This is a genomic window from Methylobacterium sp. AC690, from assembly GCF_979256535.1.
The window spans coordinates 168,636-195,131 of record NZ_CEEDOX010000008.1 but is presented as its reverse complement, the minus strand read 5'-3'; the positions used below and the strand labels follow the sequence as shown (position 1 = coordinate 195,131).

The 26,496-nt window shown below is 63.8% G+C and carries 24 protein-coding genes; 11 read left to right on the top strand and 13 right to left on the bottom strand.

What is annotated here, in order from left to right:
- Positions 1–75: 75 nt before the first annotated feature.
- From AC0IY1_RS11750 to AC0IY1_RS11735, 4 genes are all read right to left on the bottom strand, one after another.
- Complete coding sequence (locus AC0IY1_RS11750; protein WP_471769697.1) at positions 76–1,227, bottom strand: GNAT family N-acetyltransferase; 1,152 nt, start codon at positions 1,225–1,227, stop codon at positions 76–78.
- The gene (locus tag AC0IY1_RS11745; protein ID WP_471769695.1) at positions 1,224–2,582 is read right to left on the bottom strand and encodes a lipopolysaccharide biosynthesis protein; all 1,359 of its coding nucleotides are present in this window, start codon (positions 2,580–2,582) and stop codon (positions 1,224–1,226) included. The genes AC0IY1_RS11750 and AC0IY1_RS11745 overlap by 4 nt, the downstream gene beginning before the upstream one ends.
- A gap of 81 nt (positions 2,583–2,663) precedes the next feature.
- The gene (locus AC0IY1_RS11740) at positions 2,664–3,623 is read right to left on the bottom strand and encodes an SGNH/GDSL hydrolase family protein (protein WP_471769693.1); all 960 of its coding nucleotides are present in this window, start codon (positions 3,621–3,623) and stop codon (positions 2,664–2,666) included.
- A complete protein-coding gene (locus tag AC0IY1_RS11735) occupies positions 3,587–4,681 on the bottom strand; it encodes an OpgC family protein (protein WP_471769692.1) in 1,095 nt (364 codons plus the stop codon). The genes AC0IY1_RS11740 and AC0IY1_RS11735 overlap by 37 nt, the downstream gene beginning before the upstream one ends.
- Positions 4,682–4,952: 271 nt before the next feature.
- Here AC0IY1_RS11735 and AC0IY1_RS11730 point away from each other — a divergent pair, with 271 nt between their 5' ends.
- Entirely contained in the window at positions 4,953–6,500 is a 1,548-nt protein-coding gene (locus AC0IY1_RS11730; RefSeq protein WP_471769690.1) for an ATPase domain-containing protein, read from the top strand.
- Positions 6,487–7,527: a sensor histidine kinase gene (locus tag AC0IY1_RS11725; RefSeq protein ID WP_471769688.1), complete on the top strand. Its 1,041-nt coding sequence runs from the start codon at positions 6,487–6,489 to the stop codon at positions 7,525–7,527. The genes AC0IY1_RS11730 and AC0IY1_RS11725 overlap by 14 nt, the downstream gene beginning before the upstream one ends.
- Positions 7,528–7,563: 36 nt before the next feature.
- Here the strand turns inward: AC0IY1_RS11725 and AC0IY1_RS11720 are convergent, their stop codons facing one another.
- The gene (locus tag AC0IY1_RS11720; RefSeq protein ID WP_055957088.1) at positions 7,564–8,256 is read right to left on the bottom strand and encodes a GntR family transcriptional regulator; all 693 of its coding nucleotides are present in this window, start codon (positions 8,254–8,256) and stop codon (positions 7,564–7,566) included.
- Positions 8,257–8,875: 619 nt separating this feature from the next.
- Between AC0IY1_RS11720 and oxc the strand changes: the two genes are divergently transcribed.
- Both oxc and frc (AC0IY1_RS11710) read left to right on the top strand, forming a co-directional pair.
- On the top strand, positions 8,876–10,657 hold the full coding sequence (gene oxc, locus AC0IY1_RS11715) for an oxalyl-CoA decarboxylase (protein WP_471769686.1): 1,782 nt from the start codon (positions 8,876–8,878) through the stop codon (positions 10,655–10,657).
- A gap of 186 nt (positions 10,658–10,843) precedes the next feature.
- Positions 10,844–12,118: a formyl-CoA transferase gene (gene frc / locus AC0IY1_RS11710; protein ID WP_471769684.1), complete on the top strand. Its 1,275-nt coding sequence runs from the start codon at positions 10,844–10,846 to the stop codon at positions 12,116–12,118.
- A gap of 103 nt (positions 12,119–12,221) precedes the next feature.
- On the opposite strand, the gene AC0IY1_RS11705 is transcribed toward frc (AC0IY1_RS11710), so the two are convergent.
- The 4 genes from AC0IY1_RS11705 to AC0IY1_RS11690 all read right to left on the bottom strand — a co-directional run bounded on the left by AC0IY1_RS11705 (position 12,222) and on the right by AC0IY1_RS11690 (position 15,366).
- Positions 12,222–12,431, bottom strand: coding sequence for a hypothetical protein (locus AC0IY1_RS11705; RefSeq protein WP_471769682.1), 210 nt, complete (start codon positions 12,429–12,431; stop codon positions 12,222–12,224).
- Positions 12,432–12,490: 59 nt separating this feature from the next.
- Positions 12,491–14,317, bottom strand: a complete 1,827-nt coding sequence (locus tag AC0IY1_RS11700) for a DEAD/DEAH box helicase family protein (RefSeq protein ID WP_471769680.1) — start codon at positions 14,315–14,317, stop codon at positions 12,491–12,493.
- Between the two features lie 74 nt (positions 14,318–14,391).
- A complete protein-coding gene (locus AC0IY1_RS11695) occupies positions 14,392–14,673 on the bottom strand; it encodes a hypothetical protein (RefSeq protein WP_471769678.1) in 282 nt (93 codons plus the stop codon).
- A gap of 294 nt (positions 14,674–14,967) precedes the next feature.
- Positions 14,968–15,366 carry a CBS domain-containing protein gene (locus AC0IY1_RS11690; protein WP_103711751.1) on the bottom strand — a complete coding sequence of 133 codons (399 nt, stop codon included), beginning with the start codon at positions 15,364–15,366 and terminating at the stop codon, positions 14,968–14,970.
- 734 nt (positions 15,367–16,100) lie between these two features.
- Here AC0IY1_RS11690 and oxlT point away from each other — a divergent pair.
- Both oxlT and AC0IY1_RS11680 read left to right on the top strand, forming a co-directional pair.
- Positions 16,101–17,417, top strand: coding sequence for an oxalate/formate MFS antiporter (gene oxlT, locus AC0IY1_RS11685; protein ID WP_471769676.1), 1,317 nt, complete (start codon positions 16,101–16,103; stop codon positions 17,415–17,417).
- An 816-nt stretch (positions 17,418–18,233) separates the two neighbouring features.
- A complete protein-coding gene (locus AC0IY1_RS11680) occupies positions 18,234–18,404 on the top strand; it encodes a hypothetical protein (RefSeq protein ID WP_471769674.1) in 171 nt (56 codons plus the stop codon).
- 254 nt (positions 18,405–18,658) lie between these two features.
- On the opposite strand, the gene frc (AC0IY1_RS11675) is transcribed toward AC0IY1_RS11680, so the two are convergent.
- Both frc (AC0IY1_RS11675) and AC0IY1_RS11670 read right to left on the bottom strand, forming a co-directional pair.
- On the bottom strand, positions 18,659–19,909 hold the full coding sequence (gene frc / locus AC0IY1_RS11675; RefSeq protein WP_103711749.1) for a formyl-CoA transferase: 1,251 nt from the start codon (positions 19,907–19,909) through the stop codon (positions 18,659–18,661).
- A 122-nt stretch (positions 19,910–20,031) separates the two neighbouring features.
- Positions 20,032–20,460, bottom strand: coding sequence for a PAS domain-containing protein (locus AC0IY1_RS11670; RefSeq protein WP_471769672.1), 429 nt, complete (start codon positions 20,458–20,460; stop codon positions 20,032–20,034).
- 334 nt (positions 20,461–20,794) lie between these two features.
- On the opposite strand from AC0IY1_RS11670, the gene AC0IY1_RS11665 reads away from it, so the two are divergent.
- From AC0IY1_RS11665 to AC0IY1_RS11650, 4 genes are all read left to right on the top strand, one after another.
- The gene (locus AC0IY1_RS11665; protein ID WP_471769748.1) at positions 20,795–21,238 is read left to right on the top strand and encodes an OsmC family protein; all 444 of its coding nucleotides are present in this window, start codon (positions 20,795–20,797) and stop codon (positions 21,236–21,238) included.
- A 31-nt stretch (positions 21,239–21,269) separates the two neighbouring features.
- Positions 21,270–21,665, top strand: coding sequence for a YybH family protein (locus AC0IY1_RS11660; RefSeq protein WP_471757208.1), 396 nt, complete (start codon positions 21,270–21,272; stop codon positions 21,663–21,665).
- Positions 21,666–21,708: 43 nt separating this feature from the next.
- Positions 21,709–22,392, top strand: coding sequence for an alpha/beta hydrolase (locus AC0IY1_RS11655; protein ID WP_471769670.1), 684 nt, complete (start codon positions 21,709–21,711; stop codon positions 22,390–22,392).
- A 398-nt stretch (positions 22,393–22,790) separates the two neighbouring features.
- Positions 22,791–23,159, top strand: coding sequence for a hypothetical protein (locus tag AC0IY1_RS11650; RefSeq protein ID WP_103711744.1), 369 nt, complete (start codon positions 22,791–22,793; stop codon positions 23,157–23,159).
- 218 nt (positions 23,160–23,377) lie between these two features.
- On the opposite strand, the gene AC0IY1_RS11645 is transcribed toward AC0IY1_RS11650, so the two are convergent.
- A protein-coding gene (locus AC0IY1_RS11645) for an IS630 family transposase (protein WP_471769668.1) occupies positions 23,378–24,333 on the bottom strand; the annotation gives its coding sequence in 2 pieces (ribosomal slippage) (positions 23,378–23,994 and positions 23,994–24,333; 957 coding nt in all).
- A gap of 518 nt (positions 24,334–24,851) precedes the next feature.
- On the bottom strand, positions 24,852–25,094 hold the full coding sequence (locus AC0IY1_RS11640) for a hypothetical protein (protein ID WP_103711742.1): 243 nt from the start codon (positions 25,092–25,094) through the stop codon (positions 24,852–24,854).
- Positions 25,095–25,737: 643 nt separating this feature from the next.
- On the opposite strand from AC0IY1_RS11640, the gene AC0IY1_RS11635 reads away from it, so the two are divergent.
- Positions 25,738–26,280, top strand: a complete 543-nt coding sequence (locus AC0IY1_RS11635; RefSeq protein ID WP_146056456.1) for a hypothetical protein — start codon at positions 25,738–25,740, stop codon at positions 26,278–26,280.
- The last annotated feature ends 216 nt before the right edge of the window (positions 26,281–26,496 follow it).

The window sequence follows — 26,496 nt, the reverse complement described above, 5'->3', positions numbered from 1 at the left end:
GTCCTGTCTGGCATGCCGAGGCGGCGCAGTAGCACGGACTCGCCAGGACGTCACAATCCCGCTCGGCGCCCGCCCTCAGCGACGCAGCAGCCGGCGCGCCTCGCCCCGGGCCGTCTCCTCGAAGCGGGCGAGCCGGAGACGCCGCTCCAGCCCGATCAGCCCTCGTGCCCCGTCCGGCACCGCGATGACCTCCGCGACGGTATCGCGCTCGCGGTACAGGCTTTCCAGGGCGGAACCGGCCAGGGTCGCGGAATCGAGGCGGTCGGCGAAACCGTCGGCATGCAGCGCCCGCACGATCTCCGCCTCGAGGACGAGGCCCGGCGCGAAGGCCCGGGCGGTCTCGTCATAGGCAGTCTTCAGGAGATAGGCGGTTCCCCCCGCCACCAGGGCGAGGCTGACGGCGAGGGTCGTTCCATCGCGGCTCAGGATGTCGGCCCGGACGCCGACGGGACCTCCCTCAGCCCAGAAGACCGCGCGGGCGAAGGCCGCATGCGCCGTGCGGCAGGCCATGGCGCTGCCGGCGGTCCCCTTCCATCCGGCGGCCTCGACGTCGAGGAAAATTTCCACCGCGCGGGCGAGAGCCGGTCCCTGCGTCACGGTCTCAAGGCTCACCACACCGCCCTCGGCGAGGCGGCGGTGCCGGCGACGCAGATCCTTGAGCCGCGAGGGATGCGGATGCCCAGCCAGGAAAGCGGCATGATCGGCGCGCCTATCGAGGACCGGACGGGCGAAACGCGCCACCTCGCCGAGATCCCACCCGGCCTCCGCCATCGCGGCGAGCAGGTCCTGGCCCGGCGCCGCCTCGACCGAGAGCAGCGGCCAGCGCCATGCCCGCCCGCCGGAAGCGGCGGCAAGGCCCCCCACCAGGGCGGCCAGAATCGCGGGCCTGTCCGGGCCCTCGGCCACCAGCGGGGCGGACGCGGTGATGAAGGGCGACACGAACGGCAACAGCACGGATCGTCCGAGTCCGCAGATATCGTAGGAGCGGCGAAACGGCAGCACCGCCTCGAGGCGCTCCGGCCCACGCACGACGACGACCCGCAGGTCCGACGACGCCAGGCCGCTCGCCAGATGGGCCTGCATCACGTGTCGACCGAAGAAGGGATGGGCGTCTCCCGCACGCGCCGAGAGGTCGTCCCAGGCCGCCGCTTCGCGCCCGAGAGACGCGAGCGTCGTGATCGCATGTGTATAGGCCGGCGCGATCCGCCGGGCGTGAGCGGCGCTCATCGACCCCATCTCCCGAACAGACCGATCCGGACCGGCGTGACCAGACCATGCACCGCGTGCGCCGCCCAGGCCATGGCAGCGGCTCGCACCACGGTCGCGAGAGCCATGGCGACGGCGGCTCCAATTACCCCGAGCATCGGGACCAGGATGAAGCAGAGGCCACCGGCCAGACCCAACATGCCGACGGCGACCCCGGCGGCGAGGCGCTCACCGCCCAGCATATTAAGCAGGTCCTCGCCCGGACCGAAGGCGCTGGCGGCGACACTGCCGGCAACGAGGACAGCGAGGAGGGGCAGGCTGTCCCGGAATTCGGGGCCGAACAGGCCCAGCAGGAGGGGCGCGGCCGCGAGGACGGCGATTCCGATCACGACGGTGGCTGCCAGGGTAAGACGCGCCTGCAGCGCGATCAGATCGGCGAGCCGAGCCCGGTCCCCGGCCGCATGGGCCGCGGTGAAGCGCTGCGCCGTGGCGGCCGTGGCGGCGAAATGAACGAAGACCACGAATTGCTGGATCCGGGTCGCGGCGAAGTACAATCCCACCGTGGCGGGTGGAACGAGAAGGCTCAGCACGACGACGTCGATGAAGCTGGCCGCAGACGTGGCGAGATCGCTTCCCGCGATGGGCAGGCAGGCGCGCAACCAGCGCCGCCAGGCATAGCGGCGCGGTCCGGTGGGCAGGATCGCCTGGAGGCGCCGCAGTAGCAGGGCCGCCTGGATCGACACGGCGATTCCAGTCGCCACGAGGGTGCACAGGACGGCGACGCGCGCCTCCGCCGGGGCCCCGAACCCGACAGCCGCGAGCATGGCGGCCATGATCAGGCCCTGCCGCAGCAGGTACGGCGGCGCGATGGCGAGCACGGCCCAGTTCTGACCGCGGGCCACGCCCTCGCAGTAATCCTGGAGGGCGAAGAGCGGCAGCACCAGCGCTGCCACGATAAGCGGGGCGGCATAGGGCCCCTCCAGCAGGGAGCCCTCCACCCAGACCAGGGCGAGACCGCCGAGGGCGACGGCCAGAGCACTGCCGAGTGTGACGGTCGCACCGCCGATGAGGTAGGCCCGGACGGCAGCGAGGTCACCCCGGGCCTGATCCGCTGGAATGAACCGGCAGGCGCCCTGCGACAGGCCGAGGGTGGCTGAATGACCGAGGATCGCGATCCAGACCCAGATCGCTGCAAAGATCCCGTACTCGGTGCCGCCCATCAGGCGCACCATCAGAACCTGTCCGACATAGGCGAAGCCGGCGGCGCCGATGCGAATCGCGAAGACATGGATCGCCGCACCGGCGGCACCGCCACGCAGACGCGTCAGCGCGCTCCATGCACCGGTGGCTCCGATCCTGTCCGTCGCTATACTCACCGAATGGCCCCCGCCCGATCCAGGCCGGTGTAGGGCCTTCGCCATTGCGGCGCGGTTAAGCCGAGCGGTTAAGGCTTTGGTTCAGGGCCCGGCGGGCGCAGTCGCAGGTGGCTTGGTCCCGGCAGATTCCTTCGGCGGCGCCAACGTCAGGGCGGGTCGCCCGGCGCTGCCCGTCGAGGCTGGATCCGGCTGCAGCAGCGACAGGGTAATGGCGCGGGTGACGTGTTCGGCCATGCAGCGCAGCCCAAGATCGTTCAGCCGGAACTGGCTGCCAAGGAGATGCCCCTCGCCCTTGTCGTTGCGGCGCGCGAGATAGCGCATGGCCTCGTAGCGCTGCACCAGCGGTACACCCTCGCGCAAGCCGACCTCCTGCACCTTGCGCACGAGGCTGGTGTAATAATCGTCCGAGGCAAGGCTCGCGGTGTAGACCGGACTGACCAGCACGACGTCGATTTCATGCCCCTTGATCCATTGCACGGTCTCGTCGAGGGCCGTGCCGAAGGCATCGAGATCGACCCGGGCAAGAGCATCGTGGGAGCCGACCTGCCAAATGACGAGGTCGGGCTCGACTTCCGCAACCATGCTGCGCAGGCGCTCGCCCGCCCCCGACGCGATCTCGCCTTGCAAGCCCCGGCTCTCTACCACCACGTCGACATCCGGCAGGGAGCGCTCGAGGGCGGTCTCCAGCTTGACCGGGTAGGTGGCGGAGGATCCAAGCCCCATGGTCGACGCACCGATGGCGAGCACGCGGACCGGGCGTTTTTCCTTCAGAGCAGCCTTGACCGCGCCGAGGCGGGCCAGAGTGTAGAGCTTCGAGCCCGGCACCCGACATTCCGGCGACAGGGTCACGTCGACCGCCTCTGCGTCCAGCCCCTGACCGGCAGCGACGCTCGGAGGCGAGACCACAGTCGGGGGCGGAGCTCCCACCTTCGCGGGGTCCTGATGGGCCGCCGGCTCCTGCGCCCAGGCTCTGTCTCCGCCGAACGGGCAGAGGAGAGCCAGGCTCAGGGCGAGGAGACCCGCGGCTTTCGGGAGCGCCATTCGACGAACCATGCGGTGAAACCCAGTGCGAACAGGCCGGACCCTACGACGAAAACGTCAACAACGACACCGCCGCCAGTCCAGAAGCGAACGAGTTGCGCGGCCAGGCTGAGCAGTGAGCCGATGGAAAAGACCGCAAGCGAATTTCGTCCCAGACTGGCGAGGAAAGCCGTGATCCATCCGAGCCGCGGGGCGAGAAACCCGTAGAGCGTCTGGAAAGCGAGGAGTACGCCGAGAAAGTGGATGACCCGCGCCGGGGACAGGTAGGTCTTGTCGAAGGTGAAGACGAGGCGCGGATCGGGTACGAGGAGCGGATCAGGCCGTAGTTCGAGCACCGAGAGGGCGATGCCGGTCAGAACGATGACCACTCCCACCGGTAGGAGCCGACGCGACCAGCGCTTCAGCCAAGGCGAAGTCCGGCTCCAGTCCTGCATGGTGAAGCCGAGAACCAGCAGAAGCTGCCAGCACAGCGGATCGAAGAACCAGTCGCCCTCCCCCGGCCAGGATGGCACGTTCCACTCGAACACCAGGCTCGAGGCATAGAGCAAGAAAGACAGGAACAGGGCGGCGAGACGGCTCACCCGCCCGATCAGCACGAAGACGGGTGCGATGCCGAGGAGCACGACGTAGAGCGGCAGGATGTTGAAGAAGCCGAGCTGGTGAGTGAGCAGCACGAACCCGACCATGGTCTGGATCGGATCCGCGAAGAAGCTTCCGGCATTGTGCCATTCGAGCAGCAACGGGTTGTCGAGCACCAGGGCGGTGCCGGCGATCATGCCGAGGGCGAGCGCCATCGTGGTGATCTGCGCGCGGTAGACCTCGATGGTGCGCGACATCAGCCGCAGCACGGTCTTCAGCCGCGGCTCGGGGCTTCCGTCGCGATTGCGCGTGGCGATCCCGATCGACCAGCCGGCGAGGAAGACGAACAGCTCGGCGGCATCGGAGATGCCGTACTGCGAATACGTGTAGCGCTCGAAGGTGTTGCCGGGAATGTGATTCACGAAGATCGTGACGAGGGCCAGGCCCCGCCAGAAATCCACCGCGTTCGGTTCGCGCATCGGGGCTCCGCACTCCGGTAGCTCGAAAGGAAAGATGCGAGGCGGGCTGTATCTCGCGGCCGCGCGGCAAGAGCCGGCCCTGATACGGTGCCCTCGCGGTTCTGCAAAGGGCAACCTTCGGCGGAGATGGACGAAGGTCGATCTTGCAAACCGCTGCGGGCATCTTGGACGTACAGCGGGGTTCATACCCCGGCGGTGTGGCATAAATACCGGCGACGCCGAGGGGCGCCCCACCTATGATGGACGCGGTTCTCACGTTGCGGATCTATCCATGCAGACCCCCGTCGCCGGCGACGCCGCGCCGATCCCGACCGGAGTGCCGGGCCTCGACGAGATCCTTCACGGCGGCTACGCGGCGCAGCGAGCTCATCTCATCGAGGGGCGGCCGGGCAGTGGCAAGACGACCCTCGGGCTGCAATTTCTTCTCGATGGCTTGAAGCGGGGTGAGCGCGGCCTTTACATCACCCTCTCGGAGAGCCGGCGCGAACTTCTGTCGGTCGCTGAGCGCCACGGCTGGTCCCTGGACGGGGTCGAAATCTACGAGTTGGTTCCGCCGGAGCTCAGCCTGGATTCGGAGCAGCAGCAAAGCCTTATCCACTCATCCGACTTGGAACTGGGAGAAACGGTCCGGATGGCACTCGCCGAGATCGAGCGCGTCAATCCAGTCCGGGTGGTATTTGACAGCTTGTCGGAAATCCGCCTGCTGTCGCAGGGCTCACTGCGATATCGGCGGCAGGTGCTGGCGCTGAAGAGCTATTTCCTGCTCAACAACGCCACCGTGCTGATGCTCGACGATCTCAGCTCTGAAGACGACGATCTTAATCTGCATTCCATCAGCCACGCGGTTCTTCGCCTCGAACAGGTGACACCGACCTACGGCGCCGGACGTCGTCGGCTGCACATTATCAAGATGCGCGGCACTTCCTATGAGAGCGGCTTCCACGATTTCGTGCTGAGACGTGGCGGGGTTCGCATCTTCCCCCGCCTCGTAGCAGCGGATCACCATGCTCAATTCGAGCCCGAGACTGTTGCCTGCGGGGTTCCGGAACTCGACGCGGTCCTCGGCGGGGGCTTGGACCGGGGCACCACAAGCCTCATCATCGGCCCTTCGGGCGCCGGTAAGTCGACCCTCGCCCTCGGTTACCTGATGGCCGCCCTCGATCGAGGCGAGCACGGTCTCATCATCAGTTTCGATGAGACCGCCGGCATCCTTCAGCGACGGGCCTCCGGGATCGGTTTCGCGGTCGGCCACCACATTGAATCCGGCCGCCTACGGATCGAACAGATGGACCCGGCCGACGTCTCGGCGGGCGATTTCGCCGGACGGATCCGCGACGCGGTCGAGACCGATCGTGCGCGGGTCGTGGTGATCGACAGCCTCACTGGCTACATGAGCGCCATGAGTGGGCAGCCGCACTTGGTGCTGCAGATGCACGAGATGACAACTTATCTGAACCAGCAGGGTGTGGTGACGATCCTAGTCCTCGCCCAGCACGGGATGGTGGGGCGGATGGAGGCGCCGGTCGATCTCACCTATGTCAGCGACACAGTGGTGATGCTCCGCTTCTTCGAGGCGGGCGGCCATGTGCGCCGCGCCCTCTCGGTCCTGAAGAAGCGCACCGGTCCGCACGAGGACACGATCCGAGAGTTCCGGATCGACTCCCAGGGCCTCCGGGTGGGAGAGGTGCTCAAGGATTTTCGTGGCGTGCTCACCGGCGTGCCGACCTTCGAGGGCGACCGCGCCGATCTTCTCGATGACCGACCCACTTCATCGGCGCTGATCACCGGTAGTCAGACCGGCTCCCATGGCGCAGCCTGATCCCATCGCGCTGATCCTGGCACCGGGCGGACGCGACGCGCGCATCGCTGCCGCGATCCTGGCTGAGGTCGGCATCAATTCGCGGATCAAGGCGAACCTGGCGGACCTGGTGGCGGACCTGGATGTTGCGGCCTGCGCGGTGATCACCGAAGAGGCTCTCCTGCACTCGGACCGACGGGCGATCGCCGAATGGTCCGAGCAACAACCCCCCTGGTCCGACTTTCCCTTCCTCCTGCTTAGCCATCGTGGCGCCTCACCCGACGAACGCCTTAACGGCCTACTCGGCAACGTGACCCTGCTGGAGCGGCCGTTCCATCCGGCAGTGCTCGCCAATGCGGTACGTTCAGCCCTGCGCGCCCGTCGCCGCCAGTGGGAGGTGGCCGCCCACCTGGACGAGCGCCAGAAGACTCATGAACGTCAAGCACTGCTGATTCGAGAGCTTCATCATCGTGTCAAGAACACGCTCGCCACGGTGCAGGGCCTGCTCGGCGCCACAGCACGGTCCACCCATGATGTCGAAACGTTCTACCAGTCCTTCTCCAACCGGATCGTCTCGCTGGGCAAAACCCACACACTCCTCACTGAGGATTATTGGCAGACGGCTCCCCTGCACGAGCTACTAGAGAACGAGCTCAGCCCATACAACGATGCAGAGAGCCAACGTATCCACCTCCAGGGGCCAGTGATCGAGCTGGCAGCGGACCTCGCCGTCCCAACCGGAATGGCGTTCCATGAACTGACCACGAACGCGGCGAAGCACGGAGCGCTCTCTGAACCGGGCGGCCGGATCACGATCGTATGGGATGTCCTGGCAGGTGACACCGGACGGCGCCTGACCCTCGACTGGACGGAGTCGGGTGGGCCGGCGGTGACGCCGCCGCAGCGCAAGGGCTTCGGCTCGACTCTGCTTCAGCGGGTCCTGGCACAGCAGTGTAACGCTACCGTGGCTATCAACTATGCAGCGAGCGGACTGCACTTCCATATGGAAGCGCCGCTGCCGGAGGAACGGCTGGTCCCGAGCTACTGAGAAACCGCAATCGCAGAGACCAGCGTCCTCACCTCCTCAGTCGAGGTAGTCGCCGTACTTCTCGACGTGGCGGGCGAGGCCCAGGCCGTGCTCGCGCACGAGGCGTTCGGCGCGCTCAGCATCTCGTGCCTCAAGGGCCTGGATGATCTCAACATGCTCCTTGATTGAGTTCGCTGCCCGGTCGCCCTGGCGCAGGGCGGTGTTTCGGATGCCGCGGACATGCATCAGCAGGTTGCTGGTGATGTCCTTGATCACATCGCAGCCGCCGAGCGAGATGATCTTCTGATGAAACCGGATGTTTGCATCCGAGTACTCATCCATGTGATCGGTTGGGCGCCCCTCGTAGAATTCGGGGAAATGGATACGCAGGCAGCCGAGTTGCTCGTCGGTAGCGTGCTCGCAAGCGAGTCGTGCGGCCATGCTCTCCAGGGCTGACCAAGCCTGGATCATCGCAACGATCTCCTTCTTCGACTTCTTGATCACGAAGACGCCGCGACGGGCTTCGAACCGAACGAAACCTTCCTGCTCCAAAACCGTGAGGGCTTCGCGGACTGGAGTGCGGCTGACACCGAGATCCTGGGACAGCTTGCGCTCGTCGAGCCTGACCTCGTCGCGCTGGCTGTAGATGTTCATGTTGGTAATGGCTTCCTTCAGCGCATCGTAGGCAAGCGCACGCAAGCTCGACGTGGCGGCGAGCGGCTTGATCTGAAAGGTCGTGGACTCAACCATGCTTACACCTGGAACGATCGGTAGGACGCTGAGGCACCGTCAATTTGGTCCGGAACATGCCGAACCCGCTCTCGGAACACAAGGAAACCTGAGCGTTTGACCCGGGACAAGATTTGAATATCCCCCCTGCAACAACAACATAGCTACGTCGACTCACCAAGCTGTGACGACGAACGGCTGCCCGTATCGAACGGAGCATTGGTTTTCCGTTCCGGTGCAGGGCGCCAGAGAGCGATCCCAAGCCCAAACCATTCACCCAGATCCAGTTTGACACGTGGTATTTGGTATGCCACCATTCTTGGACTGACAACTGGATGATTGGGATTGGCAGCACTGCATTCAACACAATCCTTCGATCAGATCCTCGCGTAACGCAGACCGATCCCCAAGCGATCGATCAGCACGAATTGATATAATATTTTCATAACAGCCTACGTCTGAGCGAATCTCGAGATATCTCGAATATCAGCCGCAGGGATGCTGACAGGTTGGTCGTTACCTTACGCTGAAAACTTGAGCCACTCGGAACGAGTTCAGTCAAACGACGGCCTCATACGTTCGAACACGACCAAGAACGGCGCGCCATCCAACAAGAAGCGCCCCAAATGGAGGAAACACCATGGATAGAACCGCTGGCTCAGAATCCACGCAGGCCGTCCACGACGTCGCCACCGGCGTTGGTGTCACGTCCGATCACGCGGGCGAGCAGATCGACGGCTTCCACCTCGTCATCGACGCGCTGAAGCTCAACGGTATCGACAACATCTACGGCGTGCCCGGCATTCCGATCACCGATCTCGGCCGCCTCGCGCAGGCCGCCGGCATGCGCGTCATCTCCTTCCGCCACGAGCAGCACGCCGGCAACGCCGCCGCGATCGCGGGCTTCCTCACCAAGAAGCCCGGCATCTGCCTAACCGTCTCCGCGCCCGGCTTCCTCAACGGTCTGACGGCGCTGGCCAACGCCACCACCAACTGCTTCCCGATGATCCTGATCTCGGGTTCCTCCGAGCGCGAGATCGTCGATCTGCAGCAGGGCGACTACGAGGAGATGGATCAGCTCGCCATCGCCAAGCCCCTGTGCAAGGCCGCCTTCCGCGTGCTGCACGCCGCTGACATCGGCATCGCCGTTGCCCGCGCCATCCGCGCCGCCGTCTCAGGCCGCCCAGGCGGCGTCTATCTCGACCTGCCCGCCAAGCTGTTCTCCCAGGTCATGGACGCCGAGGCCGGCGCCAAGTCCCTGGTTAAGGTGATCGACGCCGCTCCAGCGCAACTGCCGGCCCCGAGTGCCATCACCCGTGCGCTCGACGTGCTGAAGGGCGCCAAGCGTCCGCTGATCGTTCTCGGCAAGGGCGCCGCCTACGCCCAGGCCGACGAGGAGGTCCGCAACCTCGTCGAGCGCAGCGGTATTCCCTACGTGCCGATGAGCATGGCCAAGGGCCTCCTCCCCGACACCCATCCGCAATCGGCCGGCGCGGCCCGCTCCCTCGTCCTGAAGGAGGCGGACGTCGTCCTTCTGGTGGGTGCGCGCCTGAACTGGCTGCTCTCACATGGCAAGGGCAAGACCTGGGGCGCCCCCGGCTCGAAAAAGTTCATCCAGATCGACATCGAGCCGAAGGAAATGGACTCGAACGTCGAGATCGTCGCTCCGGTGGTTGGCGACATCGGCTCCTGCGTCACCGCTCTCCTCGACGGCATGGGCCAGAACTGGCAGGCGCCCCCCACGGCCTGGACTGATGCGATCCGGAATAAGAAGGAGGAGAACCTCGCCAAGATGGCCTCGAAGCTGAAGAAGAATTCGGCTCCGATGGATTTCCACGGAGCGCTGGGCGCACTCCGGACCATCATCAAGGAGCGGCCCGACGCGATCCTCGTCAATGAGGGCGCCAATACCCTCGACCTCGCCCGCGGCATCATCGACATGTACCAGCCGCGCAAGCGCCTGGATGTCGGCACCTGGGGCATCATGGGCATCGGCATGGGCTTCGCGGTGGCGGCCGCCGTCGAGACCGGTAAGCCGGTCCTCGCAGTGGAGGGCGACTCGGCCTTCGGCTTCTCCGGTATGGAGGTCGAGACGATCTGCCGGTACGATCTGCCGGTCTGCATCGTGGTCTTCAACAACAACGGCATCTATCGCGGCACCGACACCGATCCCACCGGCCGCGATCCCGGCACCACGGTGTTCGTGAAAGATTCGCGCTACGACAAGATGATGGAGGCCTTCGGCGGCGTCGGCGTCCACGTCACGACGCCGGACGAGCTCTCACAGGCGGTCAACGCGGCGATGGATTCGGGCAAGCCCACCCTGATCAACGCCGTTATCGACCCCGCCGCCGGCACTGAGAGTGGCAACATCGGCAGCCTGAACCCGACAAGCACTGTGGTCCGTAAGAAGACCGCCTGAGCTGATGGACGGCAGCACCTCCGGAGATCGGCTTCGTCTCCGGAGGCACGGCGCGGCCTCTCCTGGGGGGCTCCGTACCCTCCGGCCAGGGCGGCGCCGTCAACGCCGCGCGGGAGGGCCTCCTCCCGCGATCGTCGTTTCGCCGAATGCCCGCGCTGAAGTCTCCCGGATAGGTGAGCCTGTGCCATGAAAGCCCTCGAAGGCGTCAAGATCCTCGACTTCACGCACGTCCAGTCGGGCCCGACCTGCACGCAGCTGCTGGCCTGGTTCGGCGCGGACGTGATCAAGGTCGAGCGGCCGGGCGTGGGCGATGCCACGCGCCAGCAGTTGCAGGACATCCCCGATGTGGACAGCCTGTATTTCACGATGCTGAACCACAACAAGCGCTCAATCACCCTCGACACCAAGAATCCGAAGGGCATCGAGGTGCTGTGGCGTCTGATCGGCGAGTGCGACGTTCTCGTCGAGAACTTCGCCCCCGGTGCCCTCGCTCGGATGGGCCTGACCTGGGAGGCGATCCACGTCGCCAACCCGCGCATGATCCTCGCCTCGGTGAAGGGATTCGGCCCGGGCGCCTACGAGAACTGCAAGGTCTACGAGAATGTGGCGCAATGCGTCGGCGGTGCTGCCTCCACCACGGGGTTCCGCACCGATATCCCGATGGTGACGGGGGCCCAGATCGGCGACTCGGGAACTGGCCTCCATCTGGCACTGGGCATCGTCACAGCCCTGTACCACCGGACCCAGAACGGCCTTGGCCAGCGGGTCGACTGTGCCATGCAGGACGGGGTGCTGAACCTGTGCCGCGTAAAACTGCGCGACCAGCAGCGCCTCGAGCGGGGCCCCTTGCCGGAATACAGCCAGTTCGGCGAGGGTATCCCGTTCGGCGATTCGGTGCCGCGCGCCGGCAATGATTCCGGGGGTGGCCAGCCGGGCCGTATCCTCAAGTGTAAGGGCTGGGAGACCGACCCGAACGCCTACATCTACTTCATCACGCAGGGAGCTGTGTGGCCGCAGATCTGCGATGTCATCGGCGAACCCGCCTGGGCGACCCATCCCGACTACGCCACGCCGAAGGCTCGCCTGCCGCATCTGAACGAGATCTTCACCCGCATCGAATCCTGGACGATGTCGAAGACCAAGTTCGAGGCGATGGAGATCCTCAACGCTCTGCACGTGCCGTGCGGCCCGATCCTCTCCATGAAGGAGATCGCGGAGGACCAATCCCTGCGCAAGTCCGGCACCGTGGTGGAAGTCGATCACCCCACCCGCGGCAAGTACTTGACGGTGGGCAATCCCATCCGGCTCTCGGCGAGCGAGACTGAGATCACCCGGTCGCCCCTGCTCGGCGAGCACACCGAGGAGATCCTTTCCAAGTTCCTCGGCTACTCCGAAGCCGAGCGCCTTAAGATCGCCGAATCCGGCGCCATCGGCTCAGTCCGGAAGATCGCCGCCGAGTAATCCCGTCCCTCAACCCGGTTTCTCCTCCCAACTCGCGCGGCCTCGATCCCTCGATGCCGCCCTCCCCTTTTAGGAAGACTGCTCCTCGGAACGGTCGAACGACTCAGGCGATGCCGGCGAAGCGGCCGTGGCCGGCACCGGCAATGATCTCGTTGTGGCCCTCGACGGACCCGCTGTACTGCGACAGCCAATCGGCGAGCTTGATCACCAGCACGACCTGCAGGGCGATGAGGGTGAAGATCGTTACGAGGATGGATGCGAGTACGGCCGGCCTCCTGACGGCATATTGCAGTGCGGTTTTCTCATGCTGCATTGCAAATGAACAGGTCGCAGCCGATAATTTTCCTTGACGCCGCACCTTTGTGAACGCCGTTAGGTCGGTGGTTCAGGCGCTGCGTCCTCGCCCCAGGCACCGAGGGTGCACGCTCCCTTAATCCGGAGGGCCTCGCCGGTGTCCACGGTCGCCTCCGCCGACGAGAGCACATCCAGGGCGGTCAGTACCCGATGCACCATCGGGGCCGCCTCGGCAAGCATCGGCGCTAGACTGGCGAGGCGCCCGTTCTCGAGATGCGCGAGCACCCGCCCGGTAGCGTGATCGGCGAAGCGGATGATGGTCATCCGGCGCAGGCAATCCCGCAGGAAGCGCATCGCCCCAAGCGTTTCTGGGGGAGGAACGCCGACATAGACCGCCTCCGGATCGCGGGCTTGGATGTTGATCGCTTGATAGCGATCGATGTCGAGCAGAACCTGAACGTCGAGAATATTTATGACCCCATTCGACCCAAACGCGACAGTGCGGGGCCGCTGACCCTCCGGCACACTGTTGTCGAGAAACTCGAAATGGACCTCCTTGTCGGGCCGCAGCACCCAGGTGAAGAAGAGCCACGGCATGCCCGTATAGGCCTCGACATTGTGCGCCAGCAGGTCCTCCACCGCCTTGTAGCGGCCGAACTGCTCGCCGCGCTTCCAGGCTCGCTCCACCGTGGCATCCGGCGGCGTGATCATGAATTGCATGTAAACCTGATGCCCGAAGCGGGTGAGCAGTTGGCTCCCCATCTCGGTGCCGGGATTGACCGCGAAGCTGTCGAAGCGGAAGCGGTCGATGAGGAGGTGGGAGATGCGTCCGGCATCCGCCTTGCGCGCCATGTAGCCGTCGAGCTTGCGGTCGACGATCTCGACCTCGTGGCCGGTGAGCGGTCCGGCGTAGCGTCGTGCTGGCCCCAGACTGTCGTAGTCGAGCAGGAACTTGCGCCAGACATCGGGTGTGATCAGCGCGAAGTCCAGCCAGTCGAGCCCCAGGGCCTCGACCAGTGCCCGTTGGTAGGGCCGGATCGTGCTCTTGCCAGATGCGGAGGAGCCCTTGACGTTGAGGATCACAGGGGCTGGCTGTGCTTCCAGGCGGACGTAGCCATGGCGCGCCACGATCTCCTGGATCCAGGGCTCGATCATCTCACCTAGGACGCGGCTACCATAGCCGTTCGACACGAGGGTGCCGGCCAGCCTGCCAAGGAGCACCCGGTCGCGAATCAGGAAGCCACGGCGGCCGATGAGACTTGCGACCACGCAGCGAAGCGCTGCACAGGCCGCTGCTGAGAGGGGATCGTCGGTCGCGATCGTCCGAACCTGCCAAGCCTCGAGATGGTGCTCGGCTCGGCTCGCCGGGTCCCACCTCTCCTGCACGTGAGGGCTCGTCCTCCGATCGCGCAGGCGCCAGAAGCGAAGCCACGACGCCGGCTCTGTGACCTCGGCACACGGATGACGCTCGTCCAGCATCGCGGCAATCTCGCTATCCAAGAGCGCGGCGGCGATGGAGCAAATCTCCGCATGGCGGGCGGCGATCTCCCGGGCGTGATCCGCGATGCCCTCGCACAGGATGATCGAGACGATCGCGCGGAAGTTCACGCCGAGATCGCCGTAGGTCTGTCCCATCGGTACGGAGAGATCCGCCATTACGCGGATCAGAACCTCGTGGACCACCAGTCGCTCGGGCCGGAAACGGACGACCTGGGTCAGCGGCAGCCCGCTGACATCGCTCATCTCATAAGCGTCAGCGAGAGGAGTCTCGACGTTCTCGGCGCGGAAGACGGTGGCCAGCGGAAGGATCGAGCGCGGCAAGCTCGATTCTATGCCGGGATTCCAGGGGCCGTGGACGTCGGCATCGACGACCCGCGGCGAGTTGGCCAGGGCATGGCTGGTCATGCCGAAGCACTCCGCTGTTCGCGTGGGCCGGACTGCCTGAAATCCGCGCCCGGATGCCTCTCAGGCGCGTATGCTCAGGCGGCCTGGGGTTCCTCGATCGCCTCGAGACGAAGTTGATACTGGTCGCCCCATAGGTCGGCTGCCTTGCCGTACCAAGCCCCATCGAAGTACTTGCGGCAGCAGAACTCGCTGGTCCAGATGCAGACCGCGATCAGGCGACCGTCGACCACTTTCACGTGCCGACTGATCAGCCCGCTCGTGATCCCGGTCGACGGGCACATATCGATGCTGGTCATCCCATAGCTATTCTCGCCGCTGAAGATCACCGGGCAGTCGAGGATTGCCAGGAAACGCATGGAGATCACTCCTTCAACTCCCTCATCGCGGATAACGGCACCTTGCCGAAGCCTCGAACGATGATGGGTGCCAGCTCTCTTGAGCCAACTTTGCCTTGCCCCGCCCAATGTCGAGCGAGGCTAAAGAATCTGAGTTCAAACGCATTCCGGGTCAAGATTTGGGCACTGCAAAAGATTCTGGCTGAAAACCGCGGAATTCCTTTGCAGTGCAGGATCCGAACGTCGAACGTTTCTACACGAACTTCGCCGATCGATGACGATTCCGATCTCAGCCGAGGTCTGTCGTAGGGCAGTCTAAGCGTGTGGAGCTTCGGCAACACAATCCCAGATACTCTGGACCGAGTGAAGGCAGAGGCCGTCCATAATGGCGATATGGTTGATCTTGTGTGCGCAGAAAAGTTGCAGCCGGTCCGCCGGTGGGGTTCGCACGTCAGCAGTGACGAATTCCGGCGTGGTCAGCATCCAGACCAGACTGTCAAGCGTCTCCAGGCCCTTGTCGGACATGGAGCGGAAGATGTCCCGCTCCGTGAGTATTCCGATGAAGCAGCCAGTCTCGTCGCAGGCTCCGTCCACGACGATCAAAGCATCGACGTCCGGTGTCGAGAGGAGGCGCATCGCTTCGCGCACGGATCGGTCCATACGGATGTGGCGCACGCGCGAGGCTTGACTGCCAGGCTTCTGGCTCGCGCTCATGGCGCCGATACTCCGGACTCGTGACGTTTTGTGAAGAAAACTTGGTATACAGAATTTCAGTTGTCAACGCGCCCCTTGAAATATTGTGCATAAACACGCGACAGATCCGCTGATTTGTCGTTCACGCCCCCACTTCAAAGCGGCTCAGGGAAGACGATCGACGCGGGCCAGCCACATATTTCATCGGCGGCTATGCTGCGTCGCAGCAAAAATTCTATAATCGACACCGTTGGACGCGTAGCCCCAACGTTCGTCCACCTTAACAACGCACCAAGCTTGTGCGGTACACCAGCTTTGCCGATCGGCAGTATCGCGCATCTCCCCGATGCGCAGGCGTGTTCAAATCATGGCAGACAAGCGGAAATTCACGCGCGCCTCTCTCCCAGGTCAATAGATAAATGGGCCAAATCGCCGGCCTGCGCAGCTTGGTCAACGGCTCGGCGATCGTCCGCACCTCATCGGGACGTGGCACTGCAATCGGGCTGGACGACTTCCTGGATAGCTGAAGAACAGCCGGTAAGGGCTCGAAAGTGCATCGAAATCTGGTGAACACGCTGCATTGCGAGATCGATTTCTTGGAAACCAACTCTTGACGATTGGTTCGACGCGAGAGAGGCTGGTATTCCACATACCAAGCCGGCGACAAGCCCGGCGGCTAACGGCCCCCGTGCGCAGCATCGGCCGCAGATCCGATCGCGTACTCGTTTCAGCAAGAGCCTACCGGAGGAAGAGCCATGTCGAGGGTGGAAACCACAACCGAGCGCGTATCTGACAGTTATCGATGGGGACAGCTCGTCATCGGCGTCATCTGCATGGTGATGATCGCGAATCTGCAGTACGGATGGACGTTCTTCGTCCCTGACATCCAAAAGAAATTCGGCTTCGATCGCGCGGCGATTCAATGGGCCTTCACCCTGTTCGTTCTGTTCGAGACCTGGCTCGTTCCCGTCGAGGGCTGGTTCGTCGACAAGTACGGCCCGCGGGTGGTGGTGCTGTTCGGCGGCCTGCTGTGCGGCATCGGCTGGGTGGTCAACTCCTACGCCACCTCGTTGAACATGTTCTATCTCGGCCAGGTCATCGCCGGTATCGGTGCGGGCGCGGTCTACGGCACTTGTGTCGGCAGCGCCCTGAAATGGTTTCCGGACAAGCGCGGGCTGGCGGCCGGCATCATCGCTGCCGGCTTCGGTGCCGGCTCGGCCCTCACCGTCGCTCCGATCCAATGGATGATCGCCGATCACGGCTTCCAGGCCGCGTTCTTCAACTTCGGCATCGGTCAGGGTCTCGTTGTCTGCGCACTGGCGTTCTTCTTCACCTCGCCGAAGAAGGGGCAGGTTCCGGAGGCTGCCGCCAACACGAACGTCATCCAGACCCGGCGCAACTACACCCCCGGTGAGGTTGCCCGGCAGCCGATCTTCTGGCTGATGTACTTCATGTTCGTCATCGTGGGCGCCGGCGGCCTGATGATCACCGCAAACCTGAAGCCCATCGCTGCCGATATCGGTGTCGACAAGGTGCCTGTCACGATCATGGGCATCACCATGGTCGCCATCACCTTCGCGGCCACCATCGACCGCGTGCTGAACGGCCTGACCCGCCCGTTCTTCGGCTGGGTCTCGGACAAGATCGGTCGTGAGAACACCATGTTCGTCGCCTTCGCGATGGAAGGCTTCGGCATCTACATGCTCTACCTCTGGGGCCATGACCCTCTGTGGTTCGTGCTGCTCTCGGGCTTCGTGTTCTTTGCGTGGGGCGAGATATACTCTCTCTTTCCCTCGACCTGCACGGATACCTTCGGCACCAAGTTCGCCGCCACCAATGCAGGCTTGCTCTACACTGCGAAGGGCACCGCCGCGCTTCTTGTCCCGGTCGCGAACTATCTGCAGCAGGCGACCAACAGTTGGGATGGCGTCTTCCTGGTGGCCGCCGGCGCCAACATCCTCGCTTCGCTCCTCGCCATTGCGGTGCTGAAGCCCTGGCGCAAGCGCGTCGTGGCGCAGGCGCTTGCCGTCTCCGACGAGACCAAGTCGGCCCCCCGCATCGTCGCGGCCTGACGGCCTAACCGAAGCGATCGAAGAAGACCCGCGGGGGCCGGACGCCAAGTCCTGGCCCCCGCGCCCGTTTCAGCCTCGCCCGATCGCCTCGCAGGAGATCTCCGATGCCACCGACCTGGCGCCCGATGCACACGGCCCCGCGATCCGTCGCTCGAGTCTGCATCAACCACATGACCCTTGGACCGATCCTAGTGGAGGGCCGACCCGGCCGCTGGTACGCCCCGAGCGCGGCGCGCCAAGTCTGGCGCTGGTACCGTCCGGCCGAGCCAGACGCCCTGGAGCCCTTCAGCGGTTGGTTGCCCTACGAAGCGCTCGCGGTGAAGGAGACAGGCACGGCGCCGATGGACGATTCGCTTTGCAGCCTTCCCGAATTTTTGCACGTTGCAGGGCCGCAATTCCGGGCCGTCCCTCGTGGGATAGAACGACTAAATCAGATGATTTTCCGCCATCAGCGTAGCGAGGGCTGAGCCGATCAGCGCTCGACGCAGGAGCGAAACCGAGGCATCACACCAGAATCATACTCGTGCGGAGCCGCCGATTTAGAGCAGACAAAGTGCTTGGTCGCTACCCTATCCGTTCGCATTCTGCGCCCGCGCGAGTAGCTCGATCATTGCGAAACACGGTCGATCGCACTTGCATCGGCGATTAGTCAATTCAGGCCTGGGATTACATCACCGCAGAGTTGTGACCGCTCCTGAATTTCGCTTTTCGCGTCACGGATGCAATCGCGACGCGGTTTGTCGTGAAGGCCATCAGCGGCTACTCCGGGAAACAGCGGGCCTATGTCCAGGACGGAGACCCGCTGGATTCTTCCTCGTGGAACTCAGCGCTCTGGACATGCTGGTCCTGACTGAGTGGGATCGCCGCCTCGACATCATGATAGCCTATCTGGCGCCGGTCGGGCTGATCCATTGCCTGATCATCGACACAGATTTGCGGCGTTTAAGGATGTCTCTCGAGCCGGGCGGGGCTCGTTCCAGTGGGTAGCCCATCACCGGGGCACAATTTGAAAGGCGCCTGCCACCGAGCGAGCGTAATGGCATGGGGCAGTTCGCCGATTGAGACTCTTACGCCGGTGGCCCGTTGTCCCAGGTCAGCGTACGGCCAGCCCCGCGTTCGGGCGTGAATCTTGATCCGACCGAAGATGCAGGCCTGATCCAACAAGAAACGGCGCGCCTCGCGGCGCGCCGTCATGGTTTTCGTCGCGGCCCGTCCGAGGACGGACTGCCTCGTGTGGCACCTCAGACGGCGCGGGCCTGGTGCAATTGCTCGATCTGCTGCTGGGTGTAGCCGAGGTCGAGCAGCACTTCGTCGGTGTGCTCACCGAGCAGCGGCGAGGCCTTCACCTCGACCTGCATGTCGGAGAACTTGATCGGGCTTCCGACGGTCAGGTACGAGCCGAGCTTCGGGTGCGGCACCTCGACCACGGTGCCGCTGGCGCGCAGCGACGGGTCGTTGGCGATCTCCTTCATCGACAGCACCGGCGAGCACGGGATGTCGAACTTGCGCAGGATGTCCACGGCCTCGAACTTGGTCTTGTCGGCGAGCCAAGCCTCGATCGTGCCGAAGATGTCCATGATCTTGTCCTGGCGCGCACGGGCGGTGCTGTAGGCCGGATCGTTCTCCCATTCCGGCTTGCCGATCGCCTTACAGATCGGAGCCCAGGCATGGCCCTGGATCGTGAAGTAGATGTAGGCGTTCGGGTCGGTCTCCCAACCCTTGCACTTCAGCACCCAGCCCGGCTGGCCGCCGCCTCCCGCGTTGCCGCCGCGCGGCACCACGTCCGAGAACTCCCCGTGCGGATACTGCGGGTATTCCTCGAGGTAGCCGAGAGCATCGAGGCGCTGCTGATCCCGGAGCTTGACGCGGCAGAGGTTGAGTACCGAATCCTGCATCGAGACGGCAACCTTCTGGCCCTTGCCGGTCTTGTTCTTCTGGTGAAGCGCCGTGAGGATGCCGATGGCGAGATGCATGCCGGTGTTTGAGTCGCCGAGCGCGGCGGCGCTGACGGTGGGCGGGCCGTCCCAGAAGCCGGTGGTCGAGGCCGCACCGCCCGCGCACTGCGCGACGTTCTCGTAGACCTTCAGGTCCTCGTAGTGGTGACCGTCCGAGAAGCCCTTCACCGAGGCGAGGATCATGCCCGGATTGAGTTCCTGGATGCGCGACCAGGAGAAGCCCATACGGTCGAGGGCGCCGGGGCCGAAATTCTCGACCATGACGTCGGACTGCTTGATCAAGTTCTCAAGGACTTCCTTGCCCTCGGGGGTCTTGGTGTCGAGCGTCAGGGAGCGCTTATTGGAATTGAGCATGGTGAAGTAGAGCGCGTCGGCGCCCTCGACGTGGCGGAGCTGCGTACGCGTCACGTCGCCGGCCCCAGGCCGCTCCACCTTGATCACGTCAGCGCCGAACCAGGCCAGGAGCTGCGTACAGGCTGGGCCAGCCTGGACGTGGGTGAAATCGATGATCTTGATACCCTCGAGCGGCTTGCTCATCGTGGCGTTCTCCCTGTTGGCTTAGACGATTGTCGAAGTTCGAGACTTGCCCGGTCGGTGCGGGTTCTGGGTTGGCCAAGGTCCCGTCGAGCGAGAATCCAGCGGCGTGTCGCGCGTCACCCTCAGGCGACGCGGGATTCGAGGTCCGCCAGACGGCGGCGCATGTCGCGCTCGTCGTTCCAGCGCTGGGTTTCGTCGCGGATGACCGCGGCGATGCCCCTGACGGCGTTGTCGGGGCCGTGGATCAACCCAACCGTGAAAGCGATGGAGAGCGTGTGGCCGTCCTTGTGGATAGCCGGCACCCGCAGGACGTCGGCGCCATATTTGGTCACTCCCGTCTGCATGGTCTTGGCATAACCATCCCAGTGGCGCCGGCGCTGCCGCTCCGGCGTGATGAGGTCAAGAGACTGGCCGATCGCCTCCGCTGCCGTGTAGCCGAAGATCCGCGTCGCGGCAGGATTCCACACGATGATCGCACCGCTCGGGTCCGACACCACAACGGCATCGCCGGCCGCCGCCACAAGTGCGGCAAAATCGATTGGGCTCGTCATGCGCTGACCCTTAATCTCCCTGCCCGTGCCGCGGATGTCGTCTCCGCTGCCCGCTTCATCGACCGTGCGGGCTCGAAGCTGGAGTAGGATGTTGCTTATCCACCGGCATGGAACATTCCTCTCCTTGTCGGTCAGGCTGGAGCCTAGTCAGTGGCGTCGCGAGGACTTGCTTTTTTCGGTGTAACAATCGTTGGTATTTGGTATGCCAACGTCGCTGAGGTGTCAACTCGCAGCGCCATCATCAAGCGGCGAAGGGAGCTTGAGCCGGGGTGACGACGTTCTCGAACCAGACCGGCACGTTGCGGATAAACGAGAACCGGCAGGGGGAGGCACAATGGAACCAGGCCCGAGCATCACGATCACGCAGATCGAAGGCTACAAGTTCGCGATCGATTTTGGCGGGGTCCTCCCTCATCTGGTCGTTGACGAGGCCGTTCCGATCGGCAAAGGCGAAGGCCCGTTTCCCGAACAGCTTCTCGTCTCGGCGGTAACGAACTGCCTGTGCGCCAGTCTCGTCTTCGCTCTCGGCAAGTACAAGCAGGAAGCCGGCGGCATCGGGGCCGAGGCGCATTGCGAGGTCACGCGCAACGCCGAGAACCGGCTGCGCATCACGGGCATCGCAATCTCCATCAGCCTCGGGGCGACCGCCGACGCCGTGCCACGCATCGACCGGGTGCTGGAGCAGTTCCAGCGCTTCTGTACCGTCTCCGAGAGTGTGCAGGCCGGCATTCCCATCGCGGTCTCGGTCCGCGACGGCGCCGGCACGCTGCTGACCTGAGCCTCCCATCTCGTTCAAGGAAGGATCTGCGATGACGACAACGCCCGAAGCGTCCGGCCACCACGCACCCCTCGCCCACGAGCCGGAAGACCTTGCCCGTCTCTTTAACGAACGCGCTAACGCAGGGGATGTGGAGGGGTTGGTTGCCCTTTACGAACGTGACGCGGTGTTGGCCGCCGGCAAGGTCGTGGCCACGGGGCACGCCGAGATCCGGCAATTCTATGCGGATCTCCTGGCGCGCAAATCCGATTTTCCGGCCGCCGAGACCCTTCCGGCGATCCGGAGCGGCGATCTCGCCATGACCTTCGCACGATTGCCGAACGGGACGATCTCGGCGGAGACCGCACGGCGCCAAGCCGACGGCGGATGGCGCTGGCTGATCGACCAGTTGAAGATCAAGCCGCTTCAGGCGGACAAGGCCGACTGACGGCCGGCCACCCCTTGAAAATTCCCCATAAGCAGAATTCCGCATGATCGATCCCCGACTCGCCGGCAGGCTCGCCTTCGCGCACCGGCTCCCCACCCGGGAAGCCCTGCCGCCAGGCCGACACGCCCTCGGCCTGTTCGCTCAGCGCGACGCGATCCTCGTGGTGCCGGAGGGGATCGAGCCGCGCCGACCGACACCCCTCGTGGTTCTGTTTCACGGCGGAGGCGGTAGCGCGGAGAAGATCCTGCCGATGCTGGAGGCGCATGCCCGGGCGCGGGGATTCCTGCTGCTTGCACCCCAATCGTTGTTTCCGACCTGGGACCTCGTTATCGGCGGGCACGGGCCCGATCGGGAGCGTGTCGACGAGGCGCTGGCCGAGGTCAGCACCCGCTACCTCCTCGATCCGACGCGGCTGGTCTTCGCGGGCCATTCCGATGGCGGCAGCTACACGCTCTCCCTCGGCCTCGCCAACGGACACGTGGTCACCCATCTCCTCGTCTCCTCGGCCGGATTCCTGTCCGTTCATCTGCAATCGGGCGCGCCGCGCATCTTCCTCTCCCACGGAACCCACGACGAGCAGATCCCAATCGACCGCAGCGCAATGGTCCACGTCGCTCAATTGTGCGAGGCGGGATACGCGGTCACGGCAGTCGAGTACGACGGCCCACACGCGTACAGCCCAGCCATCATCGCACAAGGCGTCGATTTCGTTCTCGCCGCAACATAACTGCGAGAAACCGCAGGTTATGCGGAGATCCATCTGGCTGGGGCCGGCACTGCGCCTTTCTACTATATCTGTGCATCGTCTTTCAGAGCGGTAATCTTATCCGGGCCTTGTGCAATCGTGACTTGACCCGACTGCCGCCCTCCCGCTTTCACGGACGTATCTGTACTGAATGAGCCGCAGAGTACTAGCATACCAAACGAATTTTGCGAAGTCCCTCGGCAGACCCGATGCGTGCGATCTTGCGTGTTTGCCGCGTCGTTCCTCTACATCGAGATACTCCCATAATTCACATGGCAGCCCTTCCGGATCGCAGGATCTCCGTTCTTTTAATCGGATTTTTACAAGATTAGGTTTCTGTTGGAATAGGTGAAGGTATTCTGGACGAGGATGCATACGTGATGGAAGCAGCTGAGAAGCCGGTTCTCGTGGACTCGCTCGACCAAGAGGCCGAGCGGATTCGGAACATCTTCAGCACTTCGTTCCCGCATTCGAACGACGACCTGAACCGACTAATTCCGGAGAACTTTACCGATACGCTGTCCCGCAGGGTTGAGCCCGCGCCGAAGGCGGAGACCGACGAATTCGACTGGTCGATCACGCTCGCGAACGTCGAAGCGATCGTCGAGGCTAGTAACACCAGCAAGAGTTCGGTGGCGGATGCGGAGCGGCGGGCTGAAATCGCCGAAGCCAAAGCCCGGGAGGCAATCCATTGGCTCCGCCTTCTTCATGAAGCCGTCCTGAAGGGTATGCCTACCCCATCGGCATAGGGTGCCAACTCCAGCTAGGATCATCGTTTGTGAAGCATCGCGGCGCTTCGAGCCCTGGTTGCTGTGGGGCCGGAAACGACGTCGCGTGGACGTTAGCGCTCCGCCGCCGTAGTGGAGAGTCACCAACGAGATTGCCTCAGGCCCCGCGCTGAAACGAGCCCTCCCAGCGTCGGTGTGGATGCTCGGAGCGATCGTGTTTGATCTAGAGCGGCATCCTATCATGTTGGATCATATGCGTAGTAGCCTGCTCCGGCGAGATACCGGCGGCATTCGGCTGGCGTGAAGCGTCTGAAGGCTTGTCGGATTGTGTCCCAGAGGTCGCTGATCGTTCGAGCGGCCTCGGCTCGAAGAATGGCCTTGAGCTTGGCGAAGGCGAGTTCGATCGGGTTGAAGTCGGGGGAATAGGCCGGCAGGTAGAGTAGCCTCGCCCCGGCCGCCTCGATGCGTTCGCGGATGCCGCTGAGCTTGTGGGCTGGCAGATTGTCGAGCACGACCGTGTCGCCGGGCCTGAGGGCTGGGACAAGAGTTTCTTCGACATAGCCGCGGAAGCGAGCGCCGGTCATCGGTCCATCGAAGAGGGCGGTGGCCATCAGGCCGCTGATGCCCAGACCGGCGGTGACCGTGATGGTTTTCCAGTGGCCGAACGGCACCGCAACCCGGCAGCGTTCGCCGCGCGGGGCTCGCCCATAGCGGCGGACCATCTTCGTGTTGGTGGCGGTCTCGTCGAGGAACACGAGCTTGTCCGGGTCGAGATCGAGCTGGCGCTCGAACCAGCACAGGCGCGCGGTCTTCACGTCCTCCCGCTCCTGCTCGGCGGCGTGACTAGTGTTTTTTTGCGCGTGATGCCGTGGCGCTTGAAGAAGCGGGACAGGCTGCTGACCCCGACCCGCAGACCCTGTTCGGCCAAACGGTCGCGCAACTCGTGCAGGAACAGTTCGGGCTTCGCCTCGTAGGTCTGCCGGATCAGGTCGGCCTGCGCCTCGATGGCGTGCGAGCGCTGATCGCCGCCCATCGGCTTTGCCCGTGTGCGCCCCTCCCGCACGAAGGCCTTGTGCCAGCGCACGGCGCTGGCGGGACTGACCTCGAACCGTCTGGCGGCTTCCCGGCGTGAGGTTCCTGCCTCGATCGCTATTACGACGCGCTCACGCAGATCCGCTGACAGGGCTGAGGGCATCCGGCTCTCCTCCACGGAAGGCCGGGTATCGAATCACATCTACCCCGCTCTCAAAACCACAAACGATTCAAGCCGATGGGACACCGCTCTAGCAGCGCCGACATAATGCGGCGAGGTTCGTGCCAGCATGGTCAGCGGTGTCGTGATCGCAACGCGCTGTTACCAGAACCACGTGCATTAATCGCACCCACTCGAGCGCTTCATCAGTCCTGACAGAAACGGTAATCGACTGGTCGGCGGCATCCCGAAAGTCACCTATCGTGTCATCTCACCAGCGGCCATTGGAACGCTGGAAGACACTCCTCCTCCCCTGGGCGATCGTCCTCCTTACAGCGACAACGAGAAGTCATAGCGAATCACGGACAAGACCTCCAGCCAGTCGATTAGGGAAAAGGCGCAGTCTTCCCAGCGGATCTGCTTGGTCCGCGGGAGGCCACACAGACCGGGGCATTGAAAAGTGCCCGATCTTGGGTCAATCCATCTCTGGCGGGGGCGCAGCGATCGAGCGCATCGATCCGTTAATCTGCGTGGCTCGAAGGCGCCTGCCACTCCACGCCGGCATGCTCGCGAATATCGCCCGCTGAACTTCCGGTATCGGCATCGCTCGCCCAGCCGCTGGGTTCGGCAACATCTACGATCTCGTCCTCCGGATAGGCGGCTTCCAGGAACAGCCTTGCCTCCCCTTCCGCGGCGGCCCGCACCGTCACCAAGGGCTTTGTCCCGACGGCGGATCGGATCTTGGCAATAAACAACTTCATCATGAGCAGCCTTCTGGAACGGTCCCATCCCTTCAGAGAGGGCAGCGCCGGAGAACAACAAGAGATTTCCGCTTCACCATCCAAGCTCGCCGCTCACGTCTAGTGGGATTCAGCGCGGGCCTGGAACGAGAATCGAGGGCGTCGTGACACACATCGCAGTCAGCAAATGCACCTTTAGGCTGCGGCGTAGAAGGGAGATACACACCCGTTGATCTGGTGGCCGATTGGACATCCCCCTGAGGACGATGGGCGACCTCAGCGGCACACGCCGCAATTTGGAAATGCGTGCATCCTCATCAGGTTTGCGAAGGCTGCGAGTTGCGCCCTTGTTGATCAGTCATTGATTGGAGCACAGGCAAGGGATGTCAGCAGTTTGCAGGTCTATGATCGTTTCCTGCTGTAAATTGAGGGGATTGATAGCGAAAGGTTCACGGAATTTTGTCAGGTGCGTGGCATGGTCGATTCTGGCCCGACCCCGGAATTTCCGGCTCTCACCATTCAAGCGAAGCTGGGGACGAAAGCCGGCCGCATGCCGTTTGGTGGTCTAGCGACGCGTTGATCGCAACCAGTCCGAAACTTCCCCGACGGCATGCTGCCCCCCCCCCCGAAAGATCGATCCGGGGTGACCGATCCGTGTGCGAGGGATATGGCACAAACGTTCAGACGCCGCCTGTTTCTCGAACGGGTATCCTGCCGGACCTCTGCACAACCTCTCGCGCTTGAGGCCGAGTTCACACGCGACAACGTTGATATCGCCTGTCAGGCTTTGTCCTTGAAGCTCGTCTCGCTCGTGGAGGTGGATGATGAAAGCAACTACGCGTTTCGGATCACGCGCCCTGGCCTTCTCCTGCTTGCCGGCCAGATCGAAGACGCCGCAGCGCTGCTTGATCGAGGCCTAGGCATCAGGCGACTTCCCATTCCACCGCCCTGGGGCTTAATCGGCAACAAGCTCCGCCCCGGCGGCCCGGGGATGTCCCTGAAGGGGAGTGGACCTCGCGCCTACGCGACGCAGTTGATCCTGGCAGTCGCCTCTGGGCATGCGATCGTTCAGGGTGATGTCGTTCGCGGCAACGCGAATACTCCGCGTCCTGGCGCGTTCAATAAAGCGCCGCGCCAATCGGAGCGGCTTGGAACATCATCGCCTCTCAGAGACTGGGGCCGAACCAAAGACCGGGATCGCCCGGTATGATCTTGATTTCAAAAAATGATGTTGCGGGCGAGTGTTAAGCTCCCAGGGGTACCCGCGGGCGCAACGACGCCCCGTCTTGCCTGTCCAACGACCATCGGAAGGCTGGCCTGAAGGTGTCTGCGATTTCCCTGATGTATCCTTGATCTGAGCAGCATTCTATGCTTGAGGACTACGCATCACGAGACCTACTATACAATCAATATTACTCTGAATTCA

Excerpts from the sequence above, each read along its gene's own strand:
- AC0IY1_RS11695 (WP_471769678.1), bottom strand. The coding sequence starts at position 14,673 with ATGCGTTTCCTGGCAATCCTCGACTGCCCGGTGATCTTCAGCGGCGAG.
- oxc (WP_471769686.1), top strand. The coding sequence starts at position 8,876 with ATGGATAGAACCGCTGGCTCAGAATCCACGCAGGCCGTCCACGACGTC.
- AC0IY1_RS11730 (WP_471769690.1), top strand. The coding sequence starts at position 4,953 with ATGCAGACCCCCGTCGCCGGCGACGCCGCGCCGATCCCGACCGGAGTG.
- AC0IY1_RS11740 (WP_471769693.1), bottom strand. The coding sequence starts at position 3,623 with ATGGCGCTCCCGAAAGCCGCGGGTCTCCTCGCCCTGAGCCTGGCTCTC.
- AC0IY1_RS11665 (WP_471769748.1), top strand. The coding sequence starts at position 20,795 with ATGGAACCAGGCCCGAGCATCACGATCACGCAGATCGAAGGCTACAAG.
- AC0IY1_RS11705 (WP_471769682.1), bottom strand. The coding sequence starts at position 12,431 with ATGCAGCATGAGAAAACCGCACTGCAATATGCCGTCAGGAGGCCGGCC.
- AC0IY1_RS11635 (WP_146056456.1), top strand. The coding sequence starts at position 25,738 with ATGGCACAAACGTTCAGACGCCGCCTGTTTCTCGAACGGGTATCCTGC.
- oxlT (WP_471769676.1), top strand. The coding sequence starts at position 16,101 with ATGTCGAGGGTGGAAACCACAACCGAGCGCGTATCTGACAGTTATCGA.
- AC0IY1_RS11660 (WP_471757208.1), top strand. The coding sequence starts at position 21,270 with ATGACGACAACGCCCGAAGCGTCCGGCCACCACGCACCCCTCGCCCAC.
- AC0IY1_RS11650 (WP_103711744.1), top strand. The coding sequence starts at position 22,791 with ATGGAAGCAGCTGAGAAGCCGGTTCTCGTGGACTCGCTCGACCAAGAG.
- AC0IY1_RS11670 (WP_471769672.1), bottom strand. The coding sequence starts at position 20,460 with ATGACGAGCCCAATCGATTTTGCCGCACTTGTGGCGGCGGCCGGCGAT.
- AC0IY1_RS11735 (WP_471769692.1), bottom strand. The coding sequence starts at position 4,681 with ATGCGCGAACCGAACGCGGTGGATTTCTGGCGGGGCCTGGCCCTCGTC.
- AC0IY1_RS11655 (WP_471769670.1), top strand. The coding sequence starts at position 21,709 with ATGATCGATCCCCGACTCGCCGGCAGGCTCGCCTTCGCGCACCGGCTC.
- AC0IY1_RS11690 (WP_103711751.1), bottom strand. The coding sequence starts at position 15,366 with ATGAGCGCGAGCCAGAAGCCTGGCAGTCAAGCCTCGCGCGTGCGCCAC.
- AC0IY1_RS11750 (WP_471769697.1), bottom strand. The coding sequence starts at position 1,227 with ATGAGCGCCGCTCACGCCCGGCGGATCGCGCCGGCCTATACACATGCG.
- frc (WP_103711749.1), bottom strand. The coding sequence starts at position 19,909 with ATGAGCAAGCCGCTCGAGGGTATCAAGATCATCGATTTCACCCACGTC.
- frc (WP_471769684.1), top strand. The coding sequence starts at position 10,844 with ATGAAAGCCCTCGAAGGCGTCAAGATCCTCGACTTCACGCACGTCCAG.
- AC0IY1_RS11725 (WP_471769688.1), top strand. The coding sequence starts at position 6,487 with ATGGCGCAGCCTGATCCCATCGCGCTGATCCTGGCACCGGGCGGACGC.
- AC0IY1_RS11700 (WP_471769680.1), bottom strand. The coding sequence starts at position 14,317 with ATGACCAGCCATGCCCTGGCCAACTCGCCGCGGGTCGTCGATGCCGAC.
- AC0IY1_RS11720 (WP_055957088.1), bottom strand. The coding sequence starts at position 8,256 with ATGGTTGAGTCCACGACCTTTCAGATCAAGCCGCTCGCCGCCACGTCG.
- AC0IY1_RS11640 (WP_103711742.1), bottom strand. The coding sequence starts at position 25,094 with ATGATGAAGTTGTTTATTGCCAAGATCCGATCCGCCGTCGGGACAAAG.